At 48.3% G+C, this 13,643-nt stretch carries 13 protein-coding genes; 7 read left to right on the plus strand and 6 right to left on the minus strand.

Translation table 11 applies throughout. The features are described 5' to 3' along the window. Positions 1 to 37: 37 nt before the first annotated feature. Positions 38 to 844 carry a glucosamine-6-phosphate deaminase gene (gene nagB / locus AYY16_RS18680; protein WP_067370229.1) on the minus strand — a complete coding sequence of 269 codons (807 nt, stop codon included), beginning with the start codon at positions 842 to 844 and terminating at the stop codon, positions 38 to 40. Between the two features lie 443 nt (positions 845 to 1,287). Between nagB and nagE the strand changes: the two genes are divergently transcribed. Next, the gene (nagE, locus tag AYY16_RS18685; protein WP_067370232.1) at positions 1,288 to 3,324 is read left to right on the plus strand and encodes an N-acetylglucosamine-specific PTS transporter subunit IIBC; all 2,037 of its coding nucleotides are present in this window, start codon (positions 1,288 to 1,290) and stop codon (positions 3,322 to 3,324) included. Positions 3,325 to 3,498: 174 nt separating this feature from the next. Beyond that, positions 3,499 to 5,166: a glutamine--tRNA ligase gene (gene glnS / locus AYY16_RS18690; RefSeq protein WP_067370235.1), complete on the plus strand. Its 1,668-nt coding sequence runs from the start codon at positions 3,499 to 3,501 to the stop codon at positions 5,164 to 5,166. 152 nt (positions 5,167 to 5,318) lie between these two features. On the opposite strand, the gene fur is transcribed toward glnS, so the two are convergent. From fur to ybfE, 3 genes are all read right to left on the minus strand, one after another. After that, positions 5,319 to 5,765 carry a ferric iron uptake transcriptional regulator gene (fur, locus tag AYY16_RS18695; protein ID WP_067370238.1) on the minus strand — a complete coding sequence of 149 codons (447 nt, stop codon included), beginning with the start codon at positions 5,763 to 5,765 and terminating at the stop codon, positions 5,319 to 5,321. A 179-nt stretch (positions 5,766 to 5,944) separates the two neighbouring features. Further along, positions 5,945 to 6,475 carry a flavodoxin FldA gene (fldA, locus tag AYY16_RS18700; RefSeq protein ID WP_067370243.1) on the minus strand — a complete coding sequence of 177 codons (531 nt, stop codon included), beginning with the start codon at positions 6,473 to 6,475 and terminating at the stop codon, positions 5,945 to 5,947. A 163-nt stretch (positions 6,476 to 6,638) separates the two neighbouring features. Next, positions 6,639 to 6,932, minus strand: coding sequence for a LexA regulated protein (ybfE, locus tag AYY16_RS18705; protein WP_067370359.1), 294 nt, complete (start codon positions 6,930 to 6,932; stop codon positions 6,639 to 6,641). A gap of 309 nt (positions 6,933 to 7,241) precedes the next feature. Between ybfE and AYY16_RS18710 the strand changes: the two genes are divergently transcribed. Beyond that, positions 7,242 to 7,496: a hypothetical protein gene (locus AYY16_RS18710; RefSeq protein WP_067370362.1), complete on the plus strand. Its 255-nt coding sequence runs from the start codon at positions 7,242 to 7,244 to the stop codon at positions 7,494 to 7,496. A gap of 16 nt (positions 7,497 to 7,512) precedes the next feature. On the opposite strand, the gene AYY16_RS18715 is transcribed toward AYY16_RS18710, so the two are convergent. Beyond that, entirely contained in the window at positions 7,513 to 8,292 is a 780-nt protein-coding gene (locus AYY16_RS18715; RefSeq protein WP_067370247.1) for an alpha/beta fold hydrolase, read from the minus strand. Between the two features lie 259 nt (positions 8,293 to 8,551). Here AYY16_RS18715 and seqA point away from each other — a divergent pair, with 259 nt between their 5' ends. From seqA to AYY16_RS18735, 4 genes are all read left to right on the plus strand, one after another. After that, the gene (seqA, locus tag AYY16_RS18720) at positions 8,552 to 9,100 is read left to right on the plus strand and encodes a replication initiation negative regulator SeqA (RefSeq protein ID WP_067370250.1); all 549 of its coding nucleotides are present in this window, start codon (positions 8,552 to 8,554) and stop codon (positions 9,098 to 9,100) included. Positions 9,101 to 9,177: 77 nt separating this feature from the next. After that, positions 9,178 to 10,818 (plus strand): phosphoglucomutase (alpha-D-glucose-1,6-bisphosphate-dependent), encoded by a 1,641-nt coding sequence (pgm, locus tag AYY16_RS18725; protein WP_067370253.1) that lies wholly within the window; start codon positions 9,178 to 9,180, stop codon positions 10,816 to 10,818. Positions 10,819 to 11,253: 435 nt separating this feature from the next. After that, a complete protein-coding gene (locus AYY16_RS18730; protein ID WP_067370256.1) occupies positions 11,254 to 11,466 on the plus strand; it encodes a YbfA family protein in 213 nt (70 codons plus the stop codon). Positions 11,467 to 11,599: 133 nt separating this feature from the next. Continuing rightward, positions 11,600 to 12,343 carry a type 2 GTP cyclohydrolase I gene (locus tag AYY16_RS18735; protein WP_067370259.1) on the plus strand — a complete coding sequence of 248 codons (744 nt, stop codon included), beginning with the start codon at positions 11,600 to 11,602 and terminating at the stop codon, positions 12,341 to 12,343. 80 nt (positions 12,344 to 12,423) lie between these two features. Here AYY16_RS18735 and AYY16_RS18740 read toward each other — a convergent pair whose 3' ends face one another. Further along, the gene (locus AYY16_RS18740; RefSeq protein ID WP_067370262.1) at positions 12,424 to 13,569 is read right to left on the minus strand and encodes a multidrug effflux MFS transporter; all 1,146 of its coding nucleotides are present in this window, start codon (positions 13,567 to 13,569) and stop codon (positions 12,424 to 12,426) included. Positions 13,570 to 13,643: the final 74 nt, after the last annotated feature.

The raw sequence follows: 13,643 nt of genomic DNA on the forward strand, positions 1-13,643 counted from the left end.
TCCGTGAAAACTGCCCGCGAAGGGCAGTCAGCATCAGTTATTCAGAAAATTGCGTAATAATGTCAGACTCAAGATGGCAGAAATATTTCAGCGTTTTCACTTTGAGTTCCAGCGTGGCCGGCTCATCGCACACTACGATGGCTTTCGGGTGGATCTGCACGCAGGTGATAGTCCACATGTGATTGACGGAGCCCTCCACCGCCTGCTGCACCGCCATGGCTTTATTGTGCCCGGTGGCGAGGATCAGCAGTTCTTTTGCATCCATCAGTGTGCCGACACCCACGGTGAGTGCGTATTTCGGTACTTTATTGATATCATTATCAAAGAAACGGGAGTTCGCGATACGGGTTTCCGGTGTCAGTGTTTTGACACGGGTGCGTGAGGCGAGTGAAGAGCCCGGTTCATTAAACGCAATATGTCCGTCATTACCCACGCCGCCCATAAAGAGCTGCACGCCGCCGTATGCTTTTATTTTATCTTCATAGCGGGCACATTCGGCGTCGGTATCCGGTGCGTTACCATTGAGCAGGTTGATGTTTTCTGCTTGGATATCAATATGATTAAAGAAATTTTCATGCATAAATGAGTGATAGCTCTGCGGATGTGCTTCCGGCAGACCAATGTATTCATCCATATTAAATGTCACGACGTGCCGGAAACTGACAACACCGGTTTGGTGCAGTACAATCAGTGCCTTATAAGTCGCGAGTGGCGTGCCACCTGTCGGCAGACCCAGAACAAACGGGCGCTCAGCGGTAGGTTTAAACGCATTAATTTTGTCAGCAATATATTGTGCTGACCACTGACCGACATCCTGCGCGCGGGCAAGAGGGATTAAACGCATATCAGTTCTGCCTTATTAGATTTATACCCTTATTCATTCAAACTGCAGGTTCGTTGGCTTCATCTTGAATGACGTTGGGTAGACCGATTCATCGGATTCAGGTATCTGTTGTCTCAGGAAGATAATTCCTGCTTTATCTATAGCATGAATATCCGTGATTTATTAGTCACGGGGACTGAGACTGCCGGATAAAAAGATATTTTTTATCTTAAAATAAGATTTGAGTGATCGCCAGCATTTTAGCCATACGATAACGAATATTGGTGACTGAAATCACAAAACATAGCTATTTAATTTGCGATGCAAAATAAACTTTTTAGACTGGTACGTATAGTTAGCAGTAAAATAAGCTGTAATAAAATAAATGCGGACTAATCATAATTGGCCGCGATAATAATGCTGTAAAACAAAAAGCTGTCCGTGAGGGCAGCAAGGGGGAGTGAGTGGGTATATTAAGCTATTTGCAGCGGATTGGCCGTGCACTGATGGTGCCGGTTGCGACACTGCCGGCTGCGGCAATTCTGATGGGGGTCGGGTACTGGATCGATCCGACAGGCTGGGGTGCGGATAATGTTGTCGCCGCTTTCCTGATCAAGTCCGGTGCGGCTATCATCGATAATATGTCGATGCTGTTCGCTATCGGTATCGCTTATGGTATGTCAAAAGACAAAGACGGTGCGGCTGCACTGACCGGTTTTGTCAGCTTTATGGTGGTGACAACGCTGTGTTCTACCGCAACAGTCGGTATGATTCAGGGGATCCCGGTTGAACAGGTGCCTGCAGCATTCGGTAAAATCAATAATCAGTTTGTCGGTATCCTGGTCGGTGTTATTTCTGCTGAACTGTATAACCGTTACAGCAGTGTTGAGCTGCCGATGGCGCTTTCCTTCTTCAGCGGACGTCGCCTGGTGCCGATTCTGGCCTCTTTCGTGATGATCCTCGTCTCTGCGATTCTGATGTATGTCTGGCCGCTTATTTATGATGCGCTGGTATCATTCGGTAAGAGCATTAAAGACCTGGGCGCATGGGGCGCGGGGATTTACGGCTTCTTTAACCGTCTGTTAATTCCTGTTGGTCTGCATCACGCGCTGAACTCAGTATTCTGGTTCAACGTGGCAGATATTAACGATATCCCGAACTTCCTGGGCGGTCAGCAATCGATTGATTCTGGTAGCGCGATTGCAGGGATAACCGGGCGTTATCAGGCAGGGTTCTTCCCGATCATGATGTTTGGTATTCCGGGCGCTGCGCTGGCGATTTATCACTGCGCCAAACCGGAGAATAAAGCAAAAGTTGCCGGTATCATGCTGGCGGGGGCATTTGCGGCATTCTTTACAGGTATTACCGAGCCGATTGAATTCTCCTTTATGTTTGTGGCACCGGTGCTGTATGTCATCCACGCATTCCTGACAGGTATTTCGCTGTTCATTGCGGCATCAATGCAGTGGATTTCCGGTTTCGGCTTCAGCGCCGGGCTGGTGGATATGGCGCTCTCTTCACGCAATCCGCTGGCAACCAACTGGTACATGCTGATTGCGCAGGGGCTGGTTTTCTTCGCGCTTTATTATGTTGTCTTCCGTTTTGTTATCAAAAAATTCAATCTGTTAACCCCGGGGCGTGAAGCGGCGATGGCCACAAACGATACCATTGATGGTTACAGTGAGAATGTCAGTACATCCAAGACTGCCAAAGACGAGAAAAAATCCATTCACAGCGAAGCGCGTCAGTACATTGCGGCAATCGGCGGTTCAGATAACCTGACCGGCATTGACGCCTGTATCACCCGTCTGCGCCTGAATGTAAAAGACTCTGCGCTGGTGAGTGATACGTATGCGAAGCAGATTGGTGCGTCAGGGGTTATCCGTCTGAATAAAGAGAGTGTGCAGGTAATTGTCGGCACACGCGCAGAACTTATCGCCAGTGCGATGCGTGATGTGCTCAAAGACGGTCCGGTTCCTGCGGCTCAGGTCACTGCTGCTGCACAGGCAGAAAGTAAAGCGTCTGCAAAAGGGAACGGAAAAATTGTTCTGAGCCTGGTGGCACCATTTGATGGTGAAGTGGTGGACTTATCCGATGTACCGGATGAAGCATTTTCAGGGCGTGTGGTCGGCGATGGTCTGGCGATCAAACCGGAAAGTGAGCTTGTTCTGGCACCGGCTGCCGGTACGGTAGTGAAAATTTTCGATACTAACCATGCATTTTGTCTGGAAACAGATGAGGGTGCCGAAATTATTGTCCACATCGGTGTTGATACGGTGATGCTGAAAGGTAACGGCTTTACCCGCCTGGTTGAAGAAGGCGCACAGGTTGCAGTCGGCGACCCGGTGCTGAAACTGGATCTGGTGTATCTGAATGAACATGCCAAATCTATGATAAGCCCGGTAATCATCAGTAATATCGATGATTACGATAAGGTAGAGATAGTGGCGAAAGGTGTGGTTAAAGCGAATGAATCTGTGCTGTATCATGTCATGAAATAAGTGATTGCAGTTATGATAATAACGGGAGGCTTCGGCTTCCCGTTTTTTTATTCGTTTTTTGCACGATGGTGTCCGTTCTGCTGATATTTACGTGATCAAGTGGTTGTATATGAGCGCGGCATATTAGATGATAACAAGTTATTACTGCGCATATTGCATTGAGGAATTATAACAATGAACGAGGCTGATGCCCGCCCGACAAATTTTATCCGCCAGATTATTGACGAAGACCTGGCTACCGGAAAACACACTACGGTTCACACGCGTTTCCCGCCTGAGCCGAATGGTTACCTGCATATTGGTCACGCAAAATCTATCTGCCTGAATTTCGGCATTGCGAAAGATTATCAGGGGCAATGCAATCTGCGTTTTGATGACACCAACCCGGCAAAAGAAGACGTCGAATACGTCAATTCTATTGAAAATGATGTCAAATGGCTCGGTTTTCAGTGGAGCGGAAAAGTTTGTTATTCCTCTGATTATTTTGACTCGCTGTATGGTTATGCCGTTGAGTTAATTAATAAAGGTCTGGCATTCGTTTGTGAATTAAGTGCAGAGCAAATCCGCGAATACCGTGGCTCACTGAAAGAGCCGGGTAAAAACAGCCCTTACCGTGACCGTACTCCGGAAGAGAACCTTGCGCTGTTTGAAAAAATGCGTGATGGCGGCTTTGAAGAAGGGAAAGCGTGTCTGCGTGCCAAAATTGATATGGCATCCTCCTTTATCGTGATGCGCGACCCGGTTATTTACCGTATTAAATTTGCCACACATCACCAGACCGGTGATAAATGGTGTATTTACCCGATGTATGATTTCACCCATTGTATTTCTGATGCACTGGAAGGGATCACGCATTCACTTTGTACGCTGGAATTCCAGGACAACCGCCGTCTGTATGACTGGGTGCTGGATAACATTACGATTGCCTGTCATCCGCGTCAGTACGAGTTTTCCCGTCTGAATCTCGAATACACGGTGATGTCAAAACGTAAACTGAACCAGCTGGTGACAGAGAAATTTGTTGATGGGTGGGATGACCCGCGCATGCTGACTATTTCCGGTCTGCGCCGCCGTGGTTATACCGCCGCGTCTATCCGTGAATTCTGCCGCCGTATCGGTGTCACCAAGCAGGATAACAATGTCGAAATGGCCGCACTGGAATCCTGTATCCGTGATGACCTGAATGACAGCGCACCACGCGCGATGGCAGTGATTGATCCGGTGAAACTGGTGATTGAAAACATGGCGGAAGGTGATGTTGTGTTAACCATGCCTAATCATCCGAATAACCCGGATATGGGCACGCGTGAAGTGCCGTTCAGCCGTGAAATCTGGATCGATCGTGCTGATTTTCGTGAAGAAGCAAACAAACAGTACAAACGCCTGGTGCTGAATAAAGAAGTCCGTCTGCGTAATGCGTTTATTATCAAAGCAGAGCGCGTGGAAAAAGACAGCGAAGGCAATATCACCACGATTTTCTGTACTTACGATCCGGAAACACTGAATAAAGACCCGGCTGACGGGCGCAAAGTACGCGGTGTTATCCACTGGGTCAGTGTGAAACATGCTGTACCGGCTGAGATTCGTTTGTATGATCGTCTGTTCAGTGTGGCGAATCCGGGCGCGCAGGATGATTTCCTGTCTGTTCTGAATCCGGAATCATTAGTTATTCGTCAGGGTTTTGTTGAACCGTCACTGAAAGGCGCTGACAGCGCGAAGCCGTATCAGTTTGAGCGCGAAGGGTATTTCTGTGCAGATGTTAAGTTATCATCAGAAGACCGCCCTGTGTTTAACCGCACAGTCGGTTTGCGTGATACCTGGGCGAAAATTGAGAATAAATAATACCGGTAACGTATTGTAATTATTCAACTATAGAAAAAGCCGTTCATCTGAACGGCTTATTTATGTCTGAAATACATATTGTATACCCAACGTCATTCAGGATGCAGCCAACGAACCTGCAGTTTGAATGAATAAGGGTATAAAACGAAAAATTATTTCTCGTTATGTATACCATCATCTGAACGGCAGTCACCATCTGCACAGTGACCATACAGGTACAGGCTGTGGTTGGTGAGTTTGATACCGTGGCGCTGCGCGATATCTTTCTGACGTGACTCAATTGATTCATCACTGAACTCAATGACTTTTCCGCAATCCAGGCAGATCAGATGGTCATGGTGATGTTGCTGCGTCAGTTCGAAAACAGACTTTCCGCCTTCAAAATTGTGGCGGGTGACAATACCTGCATCATCAAACTGATTGAGTACGCGGTAAACTGTTGCCAGTCCAATCTCTTCACCGATATCAATCAGTTTTTTATAGAGATCTTCCGCACTGACGTGGTGGCACGTCGGATCCTGCAACACTTCCAGAATTTTCAGGCGGGGAAGTGTGACTTTCAGTCCTGCATTTTTCAATGCTTTATTGTTATCTGTCATGCGGATTTAGTCCTATATTGTCGCAGGTGAGCGTATGCACAGTGAATGCGCTCAACGGCTGAACACAATGTCCGGCTATCGTGTAGTGTCAGGTGCGATTCGCCTGACCGATACCGGATCGGATTGTAATATCATTACATAAATAAGCCGGATTATCATTCGCAATTTAAGGGAAATACTTAAATTGCGAGGATCTCGTTGAGGCTCATCTCTTCACGGATTTGTTCAACCCACTTTGCAACGCGTTCGTTGGTCAGTTCAGGCTGGCGATCTTCATCAATAGCCAATCCGATAAAATGCGTGTCATCTGCCAGACCTTTCGACTCTTCAAAATGATAGCCTTCAGTCGGCCAGTGACCAACAATCACGGCACCGCGCGGTTCAATGATGTCGCGGATAGTCCCCATAGCGTCACAGAAGTATTCAGCATAATCCTCCTGGTCACCACAGCCGAAAATACCCACTATTTTTCCTTCAAAATCAATTTCTTCCAGTGTCGGAAAAAAATCATCCCAGTCACACTGTGCTTCACCGTAATACCATGTCGGGATACCGAGCAGTAAGAAATCATAGCCTTCGATGTCCTCTTTGCTGCACTTGGCAACATCGCGGACGTCGGCAACACCATCACCGAGTGATTTCTGGATCATTTTAGCGATATTTTCTGTGTTCCCGGTGTCACTACCGAAAAATATACCTGTGATTGCCATAACTAGCCTCTTAATCGAAAATCTCTGTGCCTGCAAAAGGACGCCGCAGCGACAACAAGCAGAAATTATAACTATTTCATCTTTGTAAATACCATTCTGACTAAAACAGTATTTGAAGTCTGTCAAATTTGTGTGGTGTGTCGTCTCACAACCGTGTGTCGTCTCACAACTTAGTACACAGATTTAAACTCTGAAGGTGTTCGAGCAGAATTTGTTCAATCAGCTCACCCCGGGTTACATTTTCCTCATACGCCCGCTCATTTAAGGCATCCACGATATCAGCACTCAGTTTGAGTTCAACGCGGCGCAATCCGTTGACCTTATCACGCCGTAACTGATTGCGTTTGTTAATACGCAACTGCTCATCGCGGGAGAGCGGGTTTGTTTTCGGTCGCCCGGGCCGGCGCTCATCTGCGAACAAATCCGGGGTGGTACGATCTGTTTGTTCTTTGGCCATAATTTTACTACGAAAAGGCGGATAACGATGATAAACGCGCAATGATACACCGGCGTCCTGTATATCGCTACCGCTTAGCACATTGTTCTCTGTGATTTCAGGCAGATTGCTTAACATCCCGCCATAAGGGGCTTGCAGGGATAAACTATCGCGCAGACATGAATAATGGAATCAATGAGTCTGCCGTGGTGATTATCCCGATGAATATATTAGGAAAAAAGGAGCTTATTGCTCAGGATAACGGAGTGTTTTTGTCGTCGGTCTTTGCTTAGTATGTATTTTCAACAGGCGAACCGCAGGGAAACGCGCATGGAACGCATCACCGGACAGCACGAATCACAGAGTATTCAACGCAGGAGAGCCGTGCTTCAGAACCGGGTATTACGGCTTTTGGGAATTATCAGCTGGCCGTTGCAGTATACGGTCTTTATCTTATCCGGCTGTTTTTTACTGGATCTCTGTTTTGATTTACCGGGCCATGAAGTGAAATACCATGTAAAGCTGCTGGTTTCCTGGTGGCAGGAAAATGACGCGGAAAATCTGTTGGTGAGTTTCCGCCACTGAATTTTTGTTTTTGCTGTCAGATTTTTTCCAGAAACCGACCGATAGCACGCAGGACAGCATCCGGTTTTTCGGCGTGAACCCAATGTCCGCATCCGGCGATCACATGCGCGGTTGCCTGCGGAAACTGCTGCATAATAGCTTCGCGGTACTCAGGTTTCACATAGGATGATTTTCCGCCCGGGATAAGCAGCAGCGGAACGTTCAGTGCGGGCAGCGGCTCCCATCCGATTATAGATTCATACTGTGCTTTTATGACCGGCAGGTTGAATTTCCATTCTCCCTGGTGGAAGGATTTGAGCAGAAACGGGATCACCCCGTCTTCTCTGATGCGCTGTTCCATTACAGATGTGGCAGCCTGACGCGTTGTGACACCCGCGTCGGTCACATCTTCGAGTGCAGCGATGATTTCATCATGACGGCGCACGCCGTAAGCTACCGGCGCTATATCAATCACCACAAGGGCTTTCACCGTTTCCGGTGCCAGTGCCGCCAGCGCCATCGCTATTTTTCCGCCCATGGAATGTCCGATAACAATGACTTTTTCAAATGCCAGTGCGGTGATGAGATCAAGCACATCCTGCGCCATTTCGGCATAACTCATCGTGTTCGCACGCGGCGAATCGCCGTGGTTACGGACATCAATCTGCACGACGGTGTGTGTGGTGCGCAACCCGCGCCCGAGCACGCCCAGATTATGCAGATCACCGAATAACCCGTGGATAAGAATAACAGGAGTGGCAGATTGTGATATTTCAGGCGTGAATACTTCATAGTGCAGTAATGCAGGTAATTTCATAATAACAGCCGATCCGCAGAGCAAAACATATCCGCTATGATGACATGACTGCGCGGGGAAACCAAGATGTTGCGAAGATGTATCTGTAGGAAAAACAGCGTCTGAAAACGATAACTTACTGATTTATTTTTTAAATGAGGATGAGGAACATAACCGGATGTTTTTAGTTTAAGTTATTGAAATTTTACTTGTTTTGTTTTGCCGTTTTCTATCTTATAATGAAGCGTTTCGCGTTAACGAATAAAAGAACCGGGTAGAAATGAAAACAATCGACGTAGATGAAGAGCTTTATCGTTATATTGCAGGCCATACACAGCACATTGGTGAAAGTGCATCGGTGATTTTACGCCGTATGCTGAATTTAGGGCCGCAGGCACCGGATGTCAGCAGCGCACCAGTCAGCGGCACAGACAATAAGACGCCGGCTGCCGCATCCCGTCCGGTGAAAACGGCCCCTTTGGACCCTGTCCGTGCGGTGCGTGAATTGCTGTTATCTGACAGCTACGCGGAAAAAAAGAAAACAATCGATCGCTTTATGCTGGTGCTCTCCGCGCTGTACAGTATTGATCCGCTGAGTTTTCAGAAAAGCACGGATGAACTGCATGGCCGCACCCGCGTTTACTTTGCCGGTGATGAACACACACTGCTGGCCAGTGGTAAAACCAGCAAACCCCGGCATATTCCGGGTACCCCTTTCTGGGTTATCACCAACACAAATACACAACGAAAACAGAGTATGATCGAGCAGATTATGCAGGGAATGGGTTTCCCGGTAAATACGGTAGAGAAAGTCTGCAATACCCTGTAAGGGGTATTTTGCCTGTCTGTTTTTGTAAAAAGCATGAGTACCGGCCGGTAACGGCATAATCAGGGAGAAATGACACAGTGGCTCACACGCATCCGCGGGCTGGTCAGCCTGCGCAACAATCTGATTTAATCAATGTGGCGCAGCTTACATCTCAGTATTATACCCTTACACCTGATGCGGCAATCACTGCCCAGCAGGTGAAGTTTGGTACTTCGGGGCACCGTGGCAGTGCCGGACGCTGCAGCTTTAATGAAGCGCACATCCTGGCGGTGACACAGGCTATTGCCGAAATTCGTCAGCAGCAGGGTGTTTGTGGTCCGTGTTATGTGGGCAAAGACACTCACGCCTTATCTGAACCGGCTTTCCTGACAGTATTATCCGTACTGGCTGCAAATGGTGTCCGCGTAATCATTCAGGAAAACAATGGTTTTACTCCGACCCCGGCTGTCTCTCATGCGATCCTGACTTACAACCGTACACATGCGGATAAAGCCGACGGTATTGTTATCACCCCGTCGCACAACCCGCCTGAAGACGGTGGTATCAAATATAATCCGCCAACCGGTGGTCCTGCTGATACTGATCTCACCTCAGTGATTGAAAAACGCGCTAATTATCTGCTGGCAGGGCATTTTGATCAGATAAAACAAATGCCGGTCAGTGATGCGCTGTGCAGTCCGCTGGTCAGTGCTGTTAATCTGATTGACCCGTATGTCTGCTCTCTCAGTGATGTGGTCAACATGGATGCTATCCGTAACGCGAAGCTTAAAATTGGTGTTGACCCGCTGGGTGGCGCCGGTATTGAGTACTGGAAGCGCATCCGTGATTTTTATGATCTTGATATTGAGCTGGTTAATGATCAGGTTGATCAGACTTTCCGTTTTATGCCGCTGGATCATGACGGGGTGATCCGCATGGATTGTTCATCCAGGTGGGCGATGGACGGGCTGCTCAGTATGCGGGACAGATTTTCACTGGCGTTCGCCAATGACCCGGATTATGACCGCCACGGTATTGTTACGCCCAAGGGGCTGATGAATCCGAATCATTATCTGGCAGTCGCTATCAATTACCTGTTTCAGCACCGTCCGGACTGGCCTGCCTCAGTTAATGTCGGGAAAACCCTGGTGTCCAGCGCCATGATAGACCGCGTTGTCGCGGATTTGCAGCGCGGGCTGATCGAAGTTCCGGTCGGGTTCAAATGGTTTGTTGACGGTTTATATAACGGCACGCTGGGATTTGGCGGTGAAGAAAGCGCCGGTGCGTCTTTCCTGCGCTTTGACGGCACGCCATGGTCAACAGATAAAGACGGTATTATTCTTTGTCTGTTAGCCGCAGAGCTGACCGCTGTGACCGGTAAAAACCCGCAGCAGCATTATGATGAGCTGGCAGAAAAATTTGGTTCACCGTGTTACAGCCGTATTCAGGCCGCTGCCAGTTATGATGAAAAGTCACGTTTATCAAAATTGTCACCTGAGATGGTAAAAGCAGATACCCTTGCCGGGGACCCGATCACCGCCCGTCTGACAACCGCACCCGGCAATGGCGCGTCTATCGGTGGTCTGAAGGTTATGAGTGAGCAGGGCTGGTTTGCCGCCCGTCCGTCCGGCACAGAAGATGCCTATAAAATCTATTGTGAAAGTTTTCGCGGACCGGAACATCTGGCTCAGATTGAAAAAGAAGCGATTGAGATAGTAAATCAGGTGATAGCTGACTGATTGCTGTTCACGTTGAAAAACGCGGAGCCGGGAATACCCCTCCGCGTTTTTTTTATGTCTGCAAAACAATATAATTTGGCAGAGAACTGGTGGCTATATACCCTTGCCACATTCCTGCATCCTGCATCCTGAATGACGTTAGGTATAAATGATTCGTATTATTAATAATTCATTATCAATTATTTCGTCTGTAATTCATGGGCTGGTAAGCAGGGCTTGATTTTTTTTAGAATGAAATGCTGATAAAATGATAAATAAATAACAATTACGCAACACGATTACAAAAAAGGGGCATTTTGTGCGTATCACCCCCCTTGCAAGTGGTCAGATGAGTGGTAAAGTTTCAGCAAACAGGTTATTATAACAGCAGGTCATACAGTTGATCACATTCAGGATTAGCGCATTTCGCGATAATCCGTAAAAAGGGGGGACTCAATGTCAACATATCAAACATATCCGTTGCATAAGGTTCTCTTGCGCCGTACCGGTGTAGTCACTTTAGGTATCCTGGCGTTCCCGTTTATGTTGTTTTACCGGGATCGCGCCCGCTTCTGGAGTTATCTGTATCGTGTGTGGTCCAAGACGAGCAATAAGCCTGTCTGGCTGGCCCGTTCAGAAATGACTCTGAACAGCGGACAACAGCACTGATACCGGCAGGTTAACCGGCGGCAGTAAAGAGGCGCCCGGCGATATTATCGCGGGGCGTTTTTTTTATCTGTAAATTGCTATTATTTTCTTTGACAGGTATGGTAAACCTATTCGCCAGAATAGGATAAAAAGCATGAATCATCTTGAATTAGAACAGATTATCAATGAAAAACTTGCGGTACATGAGTATCAGGATTATGCCCCGAACGGGTTACAGGTTGAAGGGCGGAAAACAGTAAAACGCATTGTTACCGGTGTGACGGCATGCCAGGCATTGCTGGATGAAGCGGTTTTGCTGAATGCCGATACTGTTCTGGTGCATCACGGCTATTTCTGGAAAAATGAACCTGTTGCTATCCGCGGCATGAAGCAGCGCCGGATCAAAACACTGCTGTGTAATGATATCAATTTATACGGTTACCATCTGCCGCTGGACGGACACCCTGAGCTTGGTAATAACGCGCAACTGGCTGATTTGATGGGTGTAACGGTAACAGGACAGTTGGATCAATTAGTTCCCTGCGGTAAATTTTCCGTACCTGTGACCGGAGAAGAGCTGGCACAGCGCTTACAGCAGGGGTTAGGCCGTGACATTTTGCATTGCGGGGATAATGCCCCAGCACAGATAAAAACACTGGCATGGTGTACCGGCGGTGGTCAGAGTTTTATTCAGATGGCGGCCGATGCGGGTGTGGATGGTTTTGTGACCGGTGAAGTCTCAGAACAAACCATTCATATTGCCCGTGAAATGGGGCTGCATTTCTTTGCCGCAGGACATCATGCCACCGAACGCGGTGGTATCCGCGCACTGGGTGAGTGGCTGAAAAATGAAAAAGGGCTGGATGTGATATTTGTGGATATTCCGAATCCGGCGTAATTATTCAGTCAACAATATTCAGTCAGTAATATTAAGCCAGTAATATTAAGCCGATCTGATGATCGGCTTTTTGTTGTGTATTACCCGGCCTGCGTTACCTGAACAACCTTGCGTGGCGCAAAAAGTAGTGTCCCTGCAGCACAAAGAAATAGCGTCCATCCGAGGTGCTGGATGAACCCGGAAAGTGCCAGACCTGCGCCAATCAGCAGATAATACATCAGCCCCAGCAATGCACCGGCGGTGCCTGCACGATCCCGGTAATCCTGTAATACATTTGCCAGGATATTCGGGACAGCAATCCCGTAAGCGGTAACAATACCCGTCACCGGCAGAACAAACAGGATAGTATTTTGCAGCGACCAGACTCCGGCTGCACTGATAATACCAATGACGGACGCCAGGCGGATCAGTGAATGACTGTGCCATCCGCGCTTGAGCAATATCCGGTTAGTGGCAGAACCGACAGCCACACCTGCCGCCATGAGTAATCCGCTGTAGCCGAATTCCTGCTGTGTGAACCCCAGTTTGCTGAAACAGAACGGGGCTAACTGATAATAGCTGAACAAACTGATATTCAGGAAAGCGATTAATAATACATTGCGCAGAATAAACCGGTCCTTCAACATCCGGACAGCCGTTTCCGGCAGCGAAATCTGCGTAATATGAGCCGGGCGGGTTTCCGGTAATGCAACGACTGTCCATACCAGCAGGATGACCGCCAGTACCGCCAGCCCGGAAAATACGCCCTGATAACCTGCAAAACCGGTGAGTACCGCACCGCTGAACATGCCCAGCGCCGGGCTGATGGCCAGCGCAATTCCCATAACGGAAAATACGCTTGCCAGTTCATCACCCCGGTAACTATCGCGCATAATGGTTTGTGTGCCGACAGAACCGACCGCCGCCCCGAATGCGGACAGCATCCGCAGTATCAGCAATATACTGAACTCCTGTGTGAAGACCGCCCCGGCAGAGGCTGCCGCGTAGAGCACTAATCCGCTCAGCATGGTACGTCTGCGTCCGGCGATATCACATAAACGTCCCCAGGTGACCACACCGGCGGCAAAGGCAAAGAAATACAGCGACAATGTTTGTCCCGCCTGCGCCGCGCTGATGCTGAAGCCCTGTGCAATATCCGTCAGTGCCGGGCTGTAAATTGTTTCCGCTATCTGCGGGAACATCATCAGCGCAACCATCAAGGCTAATGCCGGTTTTTGTATTGTCATTTTGGTTTCCTTTTGTTGTCACTGAAATGAACGACGCAGAGATTAGCAAAAGGATAAATGTCTTATTATAATAA

The sequence above is a fragment of the Morganella psychrotolerans genome, assembly GCF_001676155.1.
Taxonomy (GTDB): Bacteria; Pseudomonadota; Gammaproteobacteria; order Enterobacterales; family Enterobacteriaceae; genus Morganella; species Morganella psychrotolerans.